General features: G+C 71.4%; 15 protein-coding genes. 5 read left to right on the top strand and 10 right to left on the bottom strand.

The window, feature by feature from the left end:
* Positions 1-50 precede the first annotated feature (50 nt).
* Positions 51-449 (top strand): RidA family protein, encoded by a 399-nt coding sequence (locus tag ABD808_RS09670; protein ID WP_344893218.1) that lies wholly within the window; start codon positions 51-53, stop codon positions 447-449.
* Positions 450-475: 26 nt separating this feature from the next.
* On the opposite strand, the gene ABD808_RS09665 is transcribed toward ABD808_RS09670, so the two are convergent.
* Positions 476-1,387 (bottom strand): LysR family transcriptional regulator, encoded by a 912-nt coding sequence (locus tag ABD808_RS09665; RefSeq protein ID WP_344893215.1) that lies wholly within the window; start codon positions 1,385-1,387, stop codon positions 476-478.
* A 48-nt stretch (positions 1,388-1,435) separates the two neighbouring features.
* Between ABD808_RS09665 and ABD808_RS09660 the strand changes: the two genes are divergently transcribed.
* The gene (locus ABD808_RS09660) at positions 1,436-2,242 is read left to right on the top strand and encodes an SAM hydrolase/SAM-dependent halogenase family protein (RefSeq protein ID WP_344893212.1); all 807 of its coding nucleotides are present in this window, start codon (positions 1,436-1,438) and stop codon (positions 2,240-2,242) included.
* A 102-nt stretch (positions 2,243-2,344) separates the two neighbouring features.
* On the top strand, positions 2,345-3,193 hold the full coding sequence (locus ABD808_RS09655; protein WP_344893209.1) for an MHYT domain-containing protein: 849 nt from the start codon (positions 2,345-2,347) through the stop codon (positions 3,191-3,193).
* 5 nt (positions 3,194-3,198) lie between these two features.
* Here ABD808_RS09655 and ABD808_RS09650 read toward each other — a convergent pair whose 3' ends face one another.
* The 9 genes from ABD808_RS09650 to ABD808_RS09610 all read right to left on the bottom strand — a co-directional run bounded on the left by ABD808_RS09650 (position 3,199) and on the right by ABD808_RS09610 (position 11,049).
* Positions 3,199-4,575 (bottom strand): NADH-quinone oxidoreductase subunit N, encoded by a 1,377-nt coding sequence (locus ABD808_RS09650; RefSeq protein WP_344893206.1) that lies wholly within the window; start codon positions 4,573-4,575, stop codon positions 3,199-3,201.
* On the bottom strand, positions 4,575-6,062 hold the full coding sequence (locus ABD808_RS09645) for a complex I subunit 4 family protein (RefSeq protein ID WP_344893203.1): 1,488 nt from the start codon (positions 6,060-6,062) through the stop codon (positions 4,575-4,577). Before ABD808_RS09645 ends, ABD808_RS09650 begins: the two co-directional genes overlap by 1 nt.
* 3 nt (positions 6,063-6,065) lie before the next feature.
* Positions 6,066-7,631, bottom strand: coding sequence for a proton-conducting transporter transmembrane domain-containing protein (locus tag ABD808_RS09640; RefSeq protein WP_344893200.1), 1,566 nt, complete (start codon positions 7,629-7,631; stop codon positions 6,066-6,068).
* Positions 7,632-7,675: 44 nt separating this feature from the next.
* Entirely contained in the window at positions 7,676-7,981 is a 306-nt protein-coding gene (gene nuoK / locus ABD808_RS09635) for an NADH-quinone oxidoreductase subunit NuoK (RefSeq protein WP_344893197.1), read from the bottom strand.
* Positions 7,971-8,471, bottom strand: coding sequence for an NADH-quinone oxidoreductase subunit J (locus ABD808_RS09630; protein ID WP_344893194.1), 501 nt, complete (start codon positions 8,469-8,471; stop codon positions 7,971-7,973). The genes nuoK and ABD808_RS09630 overlap by 11 nt, the downstream gene beginning before the upstream one ends.
* An 11-nt stretch (positions 8,472-8,482) precedes the next feature.
* The gene (locus tag ABD808_RS09625) at positions 8,483-9,346 is read right to left on the bottom strand and encodes an NADH-quinone oxidoreductase subunit H (RefSeq protein ID WP_344893192.1); all 864 of its coding nucleotides are present in this window, start codon (positions 9,344-9,346) and stop codon (positions 8,483-8,485) included.
* Positions 9,339-10,199, bottom strand: coding sequence for a hypothetical protein (locus tag ABD808_RS09620; protein ID WP_344893189.1), 861 nt, complete (start codon positions 10,197-10,199; stop codon positions 9,339-9,341). The genes ABD808_RS09625 and ABD808_RS09620 overlap by 8 nt, the downstream gene beginning before the upstream one ends.
* Complete coding sequence (locus tag ABD808_RS09615; protein WP_344893186.1) at positions 10,190-10,537, bottom strand: NADH-quinone oxidoreductase subunit A; 348 nt, start codon at positions 10,535-10,537, stop codon at positions 10,190-10,192. The genes ABD808_RS09620 and ABD808_RS09615 overlap by 10 nt, the downstream gene beginning before the upstream one ends.
* A 68-nt stretch (positions 10,538-10,605) precedes the next feature.
* Positions 10,606-11,049, bottom strand: a complete 444-nt coding sequence (locus ABD808_RS09610; RefSeq protein WP_344893184.1) for a hypothetical protein — start codon at positions 11,047-11,049, stop codon at positions 10,606-10,608.
* Positions 11,050-11,236: 187 nt separating this feature from the next.
* Here ABD808_RS09610 and ABD808_RS09605 point away from each other — a divergent pair, with 187 nt between their 5' ends.
* Both ABD808_RS09605 and ABD808_RS09600 read left to right on the top strand, forming a co-directional pair.
* Positions 11,237-11,797 (top strand): ArsR/SmtB family transcription factor, encoded by a 561-nt coding sequence (locus ABD808_RS09605; RefSeq protein ID WP_344893181.1) that lies wholly within the window; start codon positions 11,237-11,239, stop codon positions 11,795-11,797.
* A gap of 126 nt (positions 11,798-11,923) precedes the next feature.
* A complete protein-coding gene (locus ABD808_RS09600; protein ID WP_344893178.1) occupies positions 11,924-13,999 on the top strand; it encodes an MMPL family transporter in 2,076 nt (691 codons plus the stop codon).
* The last annotated feature ends 238 nt before the right edge of the window (positions 14,000-14,237 follow it).

Here is a 14,237-nt window from a genome sequence, read left to right as displayed (position 1 = left end):
CCTAGCGTCAAAACGCCATCCATTGTCAGCCCTGTAGGAGGAACATCAGGATGCGCGTCACGTTCGGCAACCCAGAAAGCGTCCCCCCGCCGCCGAGGCCCGTCTACTCGCACACGGCGCTGGTGACGCCGGGTCCGCTGCTGTTCGTCTCGGGGCAGGTCGCCCTGGACGAGAACGGCAAGATCGACGCGCCCGGCGACATGGCCCGCCAGACCGAGCTGACCTTCACCTACATCGAGAAGATCCTCGCCGCGCACGGGGCGGGCTTCGCCGACATCGTGAAGATGCAGACGTTCGTCACCGACATCAGCCTGCTGTCGGAGTACGTGGCCGCCCGGGAGCCGTTCCTCAGGGACCTCCGCCCGGTGAGCACCACGGTCGAGGTCTCGCGGCTGTTCCACCCCGACGCCCTGCTGGAGGTGGAGCTGGTCGCCGTACCCGGCGCCTGAAAACCCGGCGCCTGAGGGCCGGGCAGTCAGGGTCGCAGCTCCTCGGCCACGTCCCGCAGGTCCGTGAGGAACGCGGTGACGGCCGGGGACCTGCGGGCGTGCCGTCCGACGGCGGCGTACACGGTCCTGCGCGGCTGATCGGGGGCCACGCCGCGCAGGACGACGCCGTCGCGCGCCACGGCCGTCGCCGCCAGCGCCGGGACGAGCGCGACCCCGAACCCCTCCGCGACCAGCCCCAGCTTGGAGATCCACTCGGCGGCCCGCAGCGGCGTCTCCGGCACGAACCCGGCGCTCTCGCAGCGGGCGCGCATGGTCGCGACCGCCTCGGGGTTGTCGGCGACGATCCACGGCTCGTCGGCCAGGTCGGCGAGGGCGACGCGGGGACGCGCGGCGAGGCGGTGGGTGCTCGGCAGCGCGACGAGCAGCGCGTCGTCGGCGAGCGTCACCAGGTCGTCGGCGGCGATCGACGGGTGCTTGTGCGTGCTGACCACGGCGATGTCGAGTTCACCGGCCTCCAGCATCGGCAGCAGTCGCTCGGTCATGCCCTCCCGCAGCGTCGGCCGGACGCCCGGATGCCGGGCCCGGAACCGGGCGAGCGCGCGCGGCACCAGCGCGGCGTTCGCGGTGGGGAACGCGCCGAGCCGCAGCGTGCCGGTGTCGAGCCTGCGCAGGCCGTCGAGGGCGCGGGCGGTGTCGGCGAGCCGGTCGAGCAGGCCGCGGGCGTGCGGCAGCAGCGACTCCCCCGCCGGTGTCGGCCGGACGCCCCGCGCGCCGCGCGCGAACAGTTCCACTCCGCAGACGTCCTCCAGCGCGGCGATCTGCCGGGAGACGGCCGACTGCGTGTAGCCCTCGGCGGCCGCGGCGGCGGTGAACGAGCCGAGGTCGGCGACGGAGACGAACGTCCTCAGCAGGACGGGATCAAGGGCCTCGGCGCGCACACCCGCAGCATACGAGGCCGCGGGACGGCCGCCGGATAGGGTCGTGGCATGCCGCAGCGCCCCCCGTTCGTCAGCCTCGCCACGGATTTCGGGGCCGCGTACACGGGCATCTGCGCGGGTGTCGTGTACGGGATCGTCCCGGGGGCCACGGTGCTGGTCCTGTCCGACGAGATCACGCCGTTCGCGGTCGCCGAGGGCGCGATGCTGCTGCGGCAGGCGCTGCCTTATCTTCCGGTGGGCGTGCACGTCGGGATCGTCGATCCGGGTGTCGGGACGCCGCGCCGTCCCATCGCGATCGAGACGGGCCGGGGGGATGTGCTGGTCGGGCCGGACAACGGGCTTCTCGTCCCGGCGGCCGAGGCGTTGGGCGGTGCCGTCCGCGCGCATGTCCTGGAGGACCCGGCGTACCGGCTGCCCACCGTGTCGGCGTCGTTCCATGGGCGCGACATCTTCTCGCCCGCCGCCGCGCACCTCGCCGCGGGCGTCGCGGTCGCCGACCTGGGCGCGCCTGCCGAGCCGCTTCCGCTGGACGTCGCGTCGCCGGTCGTGGGCGAGGGCGAGTTGACCGCGCCGATCCTCTACACCGACCGGTTCGGGAGCCTGATCCTGAACGCGGGGCCGGACGATCTCGCCGCCGCGTTCGGCCCGCTGGAGCACGGCGCGCCGCTGGAGGTGTCCGGGCGCGGTGAGCGGATCACGTTCGCGGAGACGTTCGGCGGCGTGGCGCCGGGCGAGCCGCTGCTGTGGGTCGACTCGTCCGGGCTGCTGGGCCTCGCCGTCAACCAGGGCTCCGCGGCGGACCGCTTCGGGATGCGCGAACCGGCCGTCATCACGCTCCGACCTGCGAACTCCTGACTACGTCCGCATTTGGCCGTTTCCTGGGTGCGATGGCGGTTTGTACAAGTTGTCCGGCTATGATCCGGCCACCGTGTTCACATTGGATTCCGGGGGGATCGCGTGTCGGAGGTCCAGCACTTCTCTCATGGATGGCTGACGCCCGTCCTCGCCTACGCCATGTCCGTCGCCGGTTCCCTGCTCGGGCTGCTGTGCACGGCACGCGCGCGCGGGGTCACCGGCCGCGCGCGTGGTTCGTGGCTGGTTCTGGCGGCGCTGGCGATCGGCGGGACCGGCATCTGGGTGATGCACTTCATCGCGATGCTCGGCTTCAGCGTGCCGGGCGCCGAGATCCGCTACGACGTGCCGCTCACGATGCTGAGCTGCGTCGTCGCCGTCGCGGTCGTCGCGGCCGGCCTGTTCATGGTGGGCTTCGGCACGACGCGGCTGCGCTCGATCGTCCTGGGCGGCGTCATCATGGGGCTCGGCGTGGCGAGCATGCACTACATGGGCATGGCGGCCATGAACATGTCCGGGCACGTCGAGTACGGAACCGGCCTGGTGTCGCTGTCGGTGCTGATCGCGGTGGTCGCCGCGTCCGTGGCGCTGTGGTTCGCGCTGAGCGTCCGGGGCGCGTGGGCGACCGCCGGGGCCGCGCTGATCATGGGTGTGGCCGTGACCGGCATGCACTACACGGGCATGGCGTCGATGAGCGTCATGGTGCACCACCAGACGACGTCGCCGTCCGGCGCGACCGCGACCGACTTCCTGCTGCCGCTCATCGGCGGCATCGGCGTCGTGTCGATGATCCTGCTGGCCATCATCGCGCTGGCGCCGAGCGAGGACGAGCTGCGCATCGAAGCGGCCCTGCGCGAACGGACCCTCGCCCGCCAGAACGACACCCCACCGGCGGCTCCCACGGCGTCCGTGCCGCCGCAGACCCGATCCTCCGGCGAGTGGTTCGGCGGCTGAACGGATCAGGACGCGGCGAGTGCGATGCCGCTGCCGATGCCCAACGCCACGGAGACGACCGCCGCCGCCACTGCCACGGCCGCCGCGCTTCGCGACGGGTGGATCGTGTCGCAGGACGGCTGCCGTCCGAACAGCGGGACGATCCAGCGCAGGTAGTAGAAGACGCTCGCGACCGTGTTGACGGCGGCTACCACGGCGAGCCAGGCGTAGTCGCCGTCCAGGGCGGCCCCGAACATCAGGACCTTCCCGACGAAAACGGCGGTCGGGGGCGTGCCGATGAACCCGAGCAGGCACACGACCAGGGAGAGCCCGACCAGCGGCGAGCCGCGCAGCAGGCCCGTGTATCCGGCGAGGTCGTCGCGGCCGGTGGCGAGCACGACGGCGAAGGCGCCCAGGTTCGTCACGGCGTAGGCGGCGACGTAGTAGAGCACGGCGGGTTCCGCGAGGTCGGTCCGTCCGGCCATGGCGACCGGCACGAGGAGGTATCCCGCCTGGCTGACGGTCGAGTACGCCAGCAGCCGCCGGACGTTGTCCTGCCCGAACGCGGCGAGGTTCCCGAGCGTCATCGTGGCGGCGGCGACCACGGCGACGACCACGGGCCAGCCGTCGGGCAGCGTCTCCGCACCGAACCGGTAGAGCGCGGCGAACGCCCCGATCTTGGGGACGGTCGTGACATAGGCGGCGATGGCCGGGGGCGCGCCCTGCGTCACGTCCGGAACCCAGAAATGTCCCGGGACGGCGCCCGCCTTGAACAGCAGCCCCGCCAGCAGCGCGACGACGCCGACCGCCACGGCCGCCGACGGCGCGTCCGCGAAACCCGCCCGCAGCACCGGGTAGCCGGTGCCGCGCCCGACACCGAACAACAGCGTGACGCCGCCGAGCATCAGCACGCCGAGCAGCGCGCCCATCAGGTAGTACTTCAGCGCGGCCTCGGTGCCAGGGGCGTCCTTGCCGAACCCGGCGAGCGCGTACGCGGGGATGCTCGCCAGCAGGTAGGCCGCGACCAGCACCAGCAGGTCGGACGTGGCGCCGAGCGCGATCGTGCCGAGCGCCGACAGCAGGATCAGCACGTAGTGCTCGCTCTCCCGTGGGTGTCCGTGCACCGGCCGGGCGGCGAGCACGACGGCGAGCAGGGTCGAGCCGAGGACGGCGATCCGGGTGACATGCGTGATCGGGTCGATCATGAAGGCGTCGAACGCCATCAGGTCGGCGCGGGTCGCGGCGACGCCCGCGGCGGCCAGCCCGGCGACGAGCCCCGCCGCGCAGATCACGGCCACCCGCCACTGCTGCGTCCTGGGCAGGAACAGCCCGTTGACCAGGCCGAGCACGGCGGCGATCAGCACGCACAGTTCGGGGGCGAGGTCGGCGGGGTTCTCGTTCATCAGCGGCCCACGAGGGCGATCACCATCGCCGACAGCGGCTCGATCGTGTCGAGCAGGACGCGCGGGACGACCCCGATCAGCAGCGACAACACCAGCAGCGGGACGAGCGCCGCCAGCTCGGGCCGTCGCACGTCGGTGACGCGCGACGTCAGCTCGCCGGGCGGCCCGAGCACCACCTTGTGCAGGAGCCGCAGGAACAGCGCGGCGGTGACGAGGATCCCGGTGACGGCCAGCGCACCGGTCACGGCGGTCGCCGTGGTGCCGCTCCCGATCGTCCCGGCGAGGATCTGGAATTCGGCGATGAACCCGGACAGGCCCGGCAGTCCCAGCGACGCGAACGCGGCGACGGCGACCAGGCCCGCGTAGACGGGTGCGGGTCGCGCGATGCCGCCGAACCGTCCGATGTCGTAGCTCGCGGCCCGGTCGTGCAGGACGCCGCACAGCAGGAACAGCGCGCCGGTCACCAGTCCGTGGCTGACCATCTGTGTCACCGCGCCGGTGACGGCCAGCCGTTGGGCGTCCGCGTCGCCGCCCGGGACGCCCGCCGCGCCCAGCGCCAGGACGATGTACCCCATGTGGTTGACGGACGTGTACGCGACGAGCCGTTTCACGTTGTCCTGCGCGAGCGCGACGAACGCCCCGTACAGGACGCTGACCAACCCGACGACGAGCATCACGAGCGCGTAGCGGCGCCAGGCGTCCGGCAGCATCGGCATCGCGATCCGGACGAGCCCGTAGGTGCCCATCTTCAGCATGACCCCGGCCAGGATCGCGGACCCGGCGGCGGGCGCGTCGGTGTGCGCGGGCGGCAACCAGGTGTGGAACGGGACGACCGGCGTCTTGATCCCGAGGCCGATCCCGACCGCGAGGAGCGTCAGCCCGGCGAGCCCCGACGACCCCGCGAACGGCGGCGTGCGGGTCAGTTCGGTCATGTCGAAGGTGTGCGGGTCCGCGCCGAGGTAGAGGCCGATGAATCCGAGCAGCAGGACGAGCGAGCCGAGGAACGTGTAGAGGAAGAACATCAGCGCCGACCGCGCCCGGTTCTCGTGGCCCCACAGCAGGATCACGAAGTACATGCCGACGATCGACAGGTCGAAGAACACGAAGAACAGCAGCAGGTCGAGTGCCGCGAACAGCCCGACGCACACCGTTTCCAGGAAGAGGAACAGCATCGCGTACGCCCGCACCCGGCGCGTCTGCCGCAGCGAATACACCGCGCATGACGTGAACAACACGGCGGTCATCGCGAGGAGCGGAAGCGACAGGCCGTCCACACCAACGTGGTATCCGGCCCGGACGGACGGGATCCATCGCACGTCCGTTTCAAAGGAGGTGCCGCCGCCCGTCCCGTGTACGGCCCACATCGCGACGACGAGTGCCAGTTCGGTGGCGCTGACGCCGGTCCACGTCCACGGCACGGCCCGGCGCGGGACGCCCGGCAGCACGAGCGCGGCGGCGAGCGGCAGGAAGATCACCAGCGTGAGCATGGGTCACCCGGCCAGGACCGCGATGACGACCAGCACGGCGAGCACCACCGCCGCCTGCGCGTAGTACAGGTGGAGCTGCCCGGTCTGTGGGCGCCGGGCCAGCGCGGCGAGGCTCCGTGCGGCGCGTCCGACCGCTCCGACGAGCCCGTCGACGCGGAATTCGACACGGCGACGGGTGAGCCCGGCCGTCCAGAGCCCGCCCCGCGCGATGCCTTGCACGGCGCCGTCCACCACCTGGTCGTCGAACCGCGCCAACGCCCGCGCCACAGCGAATCCAGGACGAACCACCCCCACCACCGCGACCCGCTCCAACCACAGCCACTGAAGACCCCACGCGGGCTCCGGAACCCGTCGAACCGTCAGCACCGCGCCCACCGTCACAACCGCGAGCACCCCGGACAGGACGAGTTCCCAAGCGTCCGGCCCCGGCTCGCCCAAGATCCCGGGAAGCCCGAGCACCCCGAGCCCGGCTGCCGCGATGGCCAGCCCGGCCAGCGGAACCCGCTGCGACCACGGCACCCGCACGCGCTCCCCCGCCCGGAACAACCACAGCAGTGCCTTACCGGCGTATGCGGCCGAAAGCACCGAAGCGGCGAACGCGACCGCGAGCAGCGCGGACGACTGTTCCCCGACGCCCGCGAGCACCTCGTCCTTGGTCACCCACAACGACAGCGGCGGAACACCGGCCAGCGCGATCGCGCCGACGCCGAACACGACATCGACCCACCGGTCGCTCCCGCGTCTAGCCAGCCACATTCCCGCGCACAGGAACAGCAGGCTTTTCACTGCGGCGTGTGCGACGAGCTGCGCCGTGCCGCCGTCCACGGCCCCCGCTCCGGCGGCCAGGACCATGAAGCCGATCTGCGCGCACGTGGACGCCGCCAGCAGTTGCTTCAGGTCGCGTTGGGCCAGCGCGACCGCGCCCAGCAGCAGCGCGGTCAGGGCCCCGGCCCAGCTCACCGCCGTGGCGGCCCACCCGGTGGCGTCCAGCAGCGGACGCAGGCGCAGCAGCAGGTACGCCCCGGCGACCACCATCGTGGCCGAGTGCAGCAGCGCGGACACCGGGCTCGGCCCCGCCATGGCCCGCGACAACCAGAACGAGAACGGAAGCTGCGCCGACTTGCCCAACGCCGCCACCACGACACCGGCCGCCACCAGGCTCCGCCAAGGCTCGTCGGCGTGCGGAAGGTCGTCCAGTCTCAGCGAATGGGCACCGGCGATTGCGAACCCCGCCGCCATGTAGAGACCCATGTCGGCGGCCCGAGTCGTGAGGAATGCGACGTTCGCTGACCGCACCCGCTCGGCGTCCGACCACACGTAGCCGATGAGCGCGTACGACATCGCGCCCATGACCTCCCAGCCCATCAGCAGCACCAGCAGGTCGGACGCCGTGACCGTGACGGCCATCGCCGCCGCGAACACCAGCATCAGCACGAAGAACCGCGCCCCGTACCCTTCCCCGGACGCGTAGGCGAGCACCGCCACCAGCACGACGACCAGGGTCACCAGCAGGATCCCGGACAGCTCGTCCACTGCCAGCCCGCTCGTCCACCCCGGGATCACCTCCATTCCCTGTGGGGGGACGACCCCCCACACCCCCCGGAGCGCTGCACTCATCCCTTCAGATCCCCCGCGTCATCGGTCAGGTCGACGTCCCGGGCCCGGAACAGGGCGGTGACGACCGCGAAGCCCATGGCCATCTCCAGCGCCATGACGGTGATGGCCACGAGCACGAGAACCTGCCCGTCCGCCGAACCCGGCGACACCCAGTGCCAGAACCCGGCCGCCGCGACCACCACGCCGTTGATCATGAGTTCGAGGCCCATCATCAGCATCACGATCGACTGCTGGGACAGCGCGCCGAACAGCCCGACGCAGAACAGCGCGGCCGCGAGCAGCAGGAACGTCTCAAGCGTCATAGCGTCCCCGCCGCGTCGCCAGCACCACCGTGGCGATCATGGTGGCCAGGATGGCGACGCCGATCACCATCATGACCAGCATCTTCGGCCCCATGATCGCCTCGCCGAGCGCGACCGTCGGGTCGGACGGCGGGCGCCCCCGCCGCTCCGGCCACGGGACCGCGACGATCCCGGCCGCCAGCGCGACGAACGCGCCGCCCGCGATGGCCGCCGCGCCCCGCGCGTTGTGCGTCATCGACATCGGCATCAGCCCCGCCGGGTTCATCATGTACATGATCATGAAGACGGCCATCACCAGCATCTCCATGATCATCATCAGCACGACCAGGACCCCGAGATAGCTCAGGTCGATCAGCGGCAGTTCGCCCGCGACGCAGAGGAAGGACGCGAGCAACGCGAACGTCGCCCGCGCCATCGAGTTCACGACGAACACCGCGACGCCGAACCCGACCGACGCGACCGCGAGCACCCAGAATCCGACGTCCCGCATGGCTCACCTCCTCAGACCACGACGATCCCGACGACGAGCATTTGCAGCAGCGTGGCCGGGATCAGCACCGTCCACGCCGCCGTCATGAACCGGTCCATGCGCAGCACGGGCAGGCGCTGCCGCGTCCAGACCAGCAGCGCCAGGACGGCGCACGTCTTCACCAGCGACCACAGCCAGCCCGGCAGCACCGGCCCGGCCCCGCCGCCGAGGAACAGTGGGACGGCGACGCCCGCCGAGACCGCCAACAGCCCGTAGCGTCCCGCCAGGAACACGACCCGGTCCGGGCCGGACAGCTCCAGCGCCGCGCCGCCCGCCAGGTCGCCGCCGACGGGGTGTGCGAACGGCCCCCAGAACGTCATGGCCAGCGCGGACACCAGGTAGACGGCGAACGCGACCGGCATCCAGACCACGTACCAGAGGCCGTCCTGCGCGTCCCCGATGGCGCGCAGGTCCAGGGAGTGGGCGGCGAGCGACGCCGTGATCAGCGCGAACATGTGCGGCAGCTCGTACGCGAGGCCCTGCGCGAGGAACCGGTACCCGCCGACCAGCGCGTACGCGGAGTTGACGCCCCAGCCGACCAGCCACACCGACGCCCACGCCACCACTTCCATCGCGTTGAACCAGACGACGCCGACCGAGGTGTCGATCGCGACGCGGCCACCGAACGGCACCACCAGCGCCGCGAGCGCGGCCGCCACCGGCAGGGAGATCACGCCGATCCGCATCAGCAGCGCGTCGGCTCTGGTGATGGTGCGCCGCTGCAAGGTGAGCAGCCGTGCGACCTCGTGGAACGGTTCGGCGGGACGTCCGGCGAACGCCGCGTTCAGCGACGCTGCCGCCACCGCCAGCGCGCCCAGGACGAGGACCTCAGCCATCGGCGGCCGTCCCGAGATCGGGATCGAGACCGGCGACGATCAGCCGCGCCTCGGCCAATCCGACACCTTCGAGCAGCGCGGGCAGCGCCGCCAGCGCCTCGGGCCAGGGCTCGCGCGACCGCCCGACCGGACGCCCGTCGAGAGCGGCGCCGATGTCTCGCAGCCACCCGTCCAGGCGCCGCTCGACGTTTCCCACGTTTCGCGTCATCCATCGAAGGACCCGCGACCGCCCGACCCTCCGCGCGAATGGGCGGAACCTGTCCGCCACGCCCGGCGCGCCCGCGAGGGCCTCGTCCCGGAGAACGGCCGCGTGCTCGCCCGCCACGTCCCAGCCCGCGACGCGCAGCAGCCGCGACACGCTGTCGAGCCGGTGCGCCGCACGCCGCCCCTCATGCCAGAACGTCGCGTCGGCGGTGTCGACCGCCGTGGCCTCCGCCGCCTGGACGACATCGCCCTGCACGGTCAGATCGACCCGCAATCCCGCAGGCCACCAGGCCAGCACGGGCCCGAACGGGACGTGCAGCACATCGAGCCGGAGCCCGTCCCTGTCGTCCGCCCGATCGGCCATGCCGACGTCGTCCAACTCCAGCGGGGGTCGTGGCGCGCCGCCCGTCCAGTCGAGATCTGCCGACGCACGCGCACGCGGTTCGGGCATATCCCGCCACACGGCCTCGATGGCGCTCGCCAGCTCCGGCCCTGGGTTGCCGCAGACGACGAGCGTCCCCGTCTCCGCTGGGGAGACGGCGGCCCGCCATCCCCGGCGCCGCAGCTCCGCCTCGACCCGCAGCCGGTCGGCCGTCCCGTCCGCCGCCGACACGACGAACGGACGCCGCGTCGCGACCCTCAGGCCCACCGCAACGCCCCTTCACGCCACGCGTACAGAACCCCGACCAGGATCAACGCAAGGAAGAGGAACATCTCTACAACGGCCTTCACACCCACGGACGCCACGACGAGCGCCCACGGGTACATGAAGACCATCTCCATGTCGAAGGCCAGGAACACCATCGACACCGCGTACCACCGCACGTGGTACCGCGACACGGCGTGCTCGACGGGACGCGCCCCCGACAGGAACGGCCCCGCCTCCACGACCCCGCGCGGCGCCAGCGCCCACGACACGGCGTAGACCCCGGCGACGAGCGCGCCGACCAGCCCCACCACGGAGAGGACGACGACGAACGGCGCCATGACCCCTCCCGGGTACGGTTACCTGGCCACGTGACCTCTACCTGATCAGGCACCCGCAAAACATGGGCCTACGCCGGTCCGGCATGCCGTTCCCGGTCGGCGGCGGCCGCGCCGAGGATCATCTCGTCCACGACCCAGCGGGCGTCCGGCGACAGGTCGACGAGGGCGCGCAGCACCTCGGGACGGATGACGCCGTTCTCCACGTCCCGCCGAAGCGCCTTGAGGGTGAGATCGTCGCCGATCGGCTCGGACTCGGTCGGGAACCCGAAGAACCCGATCGGCACGCCGAAGAACGTGGCGAGCGCGGTGAGGGTCTTGAGCTGCGGGTTCTCCTGCCGTCCGGTGCGCAGCTTCCAGACGGTGGTGGACGAGATGTCCTCCCCGGTGGTGCGCGCGATCGCGGCGGCGGTGTCCACGTTGTTGCGCGGCGGCTCCGCCCGCTCCGGCCACAGGTTCCGGATCAGCCATTCGACCTTCTCGGCCAGCGACGCGGCCGGAGATACCTCGCCCATGCGATCACTCATCATGCCTCCCACCCCGAAGCCGATGATTTTAGTTGACCACACTCGCACCCGTCGGCCAAGCACTCGACCGGGAGGGTGAGTCGCCCTCCCTCTCAGGTCCCGTCTCCTCACCCCTGCCGGTGAACTTTGCCAAGAATCGTTGCAAAGACCCTTTGCAACTTCTACGGTCGCTGGCATGAAGGAGCAACCGCCGTCCGAGGCGATGACCGATCCGCACCAGGTGCGCCTTCTCGCGCATCCGCTGCGGCGGCGCATCGCGGAGGTCATGCGGCGCGGTCCGGTCTCGTCCACGACCCTCGCCCGCGAACTCGGCCAGAGCACCGGCTCGACGAGCTACCACCTGCGGCAGCTCGCCAAGCACGGGTTCGTCGAGGAGGTGCCGGAGCTGGCGCGCGGACGGGAACGCTGGTGGCGGGCGGTGCCCGCCGACCGCCGCGTGCCGCGCTACAGCGAGCAGTCCGCGGAGATGCGCGAGGTCGTGGACGAGGTGACCCGCCTGGAGTTCGCCAACGAACTCGACCAGCTCGCCCGTTTCCAGCGGGTGCGCGACGAGCTGGGCCCGTGGGCGGACGCCCTGCTGTTCTCCTTCTCCACCGTCACGCTGACGCCCGACCAGGTGCGTCCGTTCTTCGAGGAGTACATCGCGCTCATCTACCGCTACAAACGCGCCGACGACGACCCGCCGCGGGAAGCGCGCACCGTCCACGCCAGGTTCCTGGCGTTCCCCGAGGTCTGAGCCCGACGAGAAGGTCCGGGCCGCCGAGTTGCCCCTCGACGGCCCGGACGGGCGAAGCCCGCGTCACCACGCCGAAACGGCGTGTTCTCCACGCGACAACGAGCCCCACGGAAAGGAGAGCACCTCATGCTGCTCTCACGCAAACACCAGTCGCCCCCACCACGGGGCCGCCTCCTGAAATGGGTCGTGCTGCTCCTCTGGATCGTGATCACGATCCTGGCCGTCCCCGCCGCGAGCCACCTCCCGGACGTCGTCGAGGGCAGGTCGTCCGCCGAACTCCCGCGCGGCGCGCAGTCCACGAAGGTCGACGAGCTGACCTCCCGTTTCCCCGGCGGCGAGCTGGCGCCCGGGATCATCGCCTACGTCCGCCCGTCCGGCATCACCGCCGCCGACCGCGCGAAAGCGGAGGCCGACCGCGCCGCCCTCGCCCCCATCGCCGCGGGACGAGTCGCGCCGCCCCAGTCGTCCGCCGACGGCAAGGCGCTCATGCTGAACGTCCCGCTGACGGACGACGACACCCTCGGCGACAAGGCCGAGAAACTCCGCGACCAGTCTGAAAAGAACGCGCCGGACGGCCTGGAGATCCGCCTGACGGGCCCCGCCGGGTCCGCGCTCGACGTCGGCGACGCCTTCGAGAAGGTCGACAAGCCGCTGCTCATCATCACGATCCTCATCGTCACGGCCGTCCTGCTGCTCACCTACCGGAGCCCGGTCCTGTGGCTGCTGCCGATCGTGAACGCGGCCATCGCGGTGCAGGTGGCGAACGCGGTCGTCTACCTCCTCGGCAAGCACGCGGACCTGTACGTCGCCGACGGCATGTCCGCCATCCTGAACGCGCTCGTCTTCGGCATCTCCACCGACTACGCGCTGCTGCTCCTCGCCCGCTACCGCGAGGAACTGCGGCACCATCCCGACCGCCACCACGCGATGGCGATCGCGTTGCGCCGCGCCGCCGCACCGGTCATCGCGTCCGCCGCGACGGTCTCCCTCGGCCTGCTGTGCCTGCTCGCCGCCGACATGGGCTTCAACTACGCGCTCGGCCCGGTCGCCGCCATCGGCGTCCTCGCCGGACTGGTCGTCGTCATGACCCTGCTGCCCGCGCTGCTCCTCATCGCCGGACGCTGGATCTTCTGGCCGCGCGTCCCCCGTCCCGGCGACGCCGCGCCCGCACGCGGCGCGTGGGACCGCGTCGGCCACCGCGTCGCGGCCCACCCCCGCCCGGTCTGGATCGGCGGGTTGGCGGTCCTCGGCGCGCTGGCGTCCGCCACCCTCGGCATCACCACGGGCCTGGACCGCGCCCACTTCCTCACCACCACGCCCAGCTCCACCATCGGCGAGAACCTCCTGGCCAAGCACTACCCCAGTGGCCAGGGCCGCCCACTCCAGGTGGTCACGGAAACCCGCGACACACCGCAGGTGACCGCCGCGCTCAAGGACGCCCCCGGAGTGGCCCGCGTGGACGACCCCAAGCCGTCGGAGGACGGCCGCCTCACCAAACTCGCCGTGGTCCTGGACGACCCGCCCGACAGTTCAGCGGCCGAGCAGACCGTCCGCGACCTGCGCAGGACGATCCCCGACGCCACCATCGGAGCCAGCACGGCCAGCGAGATCGACAAGGCCGACGCGCAGGCCCATGACCGCCGCGTCGTGATCCCGCTCGTCCTCAGTGTCGTGTTCGTCGTCCTGATCGCCCTGCTCCGCGCCCTGGTCGCCCCGCTCCTGGTGATCGGCACGGTCGTGGCGTCCTACTTCGCCGCCCTTGGCGGGGCCTGGCTGCTGTTCCGGTACGCCTTCGACTTCCCAGCGCTCGACACGCAGGTCGCGCTGATGGGCTTCCTGTTCATGGTGGCGCTCGGCGTGGACTACAACCTGTTCCTGGTGTCCCGCGTCCGCGAGGAGGCGGGACGCTCCGACCATCGGACGGGTGTCCTGCGCGGCCTCGGCGTGACCGGCGGCGTCATCTCCAGCGCAGGACTGGTCCTCGCCGCGACGTTCGGCGTCCTCGGCGTCATGCCGGTCACGATGATGGTGCAGATAGGCGTCCTGGTTTCCCTCGGCGTGCTGCTGGACACCTTCTTCGTCCGATCCGTCATCGTCCCCGCCCTGGCCCTGGACGCGGGCCCCCGCTTCTGGTGGCCGGGCCGCGTCACCGCGCCACACCACCAGCGTCCCACCCCGATCAAGGCGGAAATATCAAAGTGAATACCAAAGCGATCCTACGCCTGACCATAAGATTTCGTGTTCATCAAACACCGCCGGAGGGATCTACAGGGCGATGCTTGAACAAGCCACTCATAGATGGCAAGAATGTACATCTACCCGCAGTCCATGATGACCGATGGCGGCCTGCAATTGCATTTCGCAGTCAGGCCATGATGCGGTGGCGAGAGTTGTCTCTCTAATCTCACTCCGCGGCCAGCGTGCGGGGAGCCGCGCCGCT

It is taken from the genome of Actinomadura meridiana (genome assembly GCF_039537545.1).
Lineage (GTDB): Bacteria > Actinomycetota > Actinomycetes > Streptosporangiales > Streptosporangiaceae > Spirillospora > Spirillospora meridiana.
This window is presented reverse-complemented; position numbering and strand designations above follow the sequence as displayed.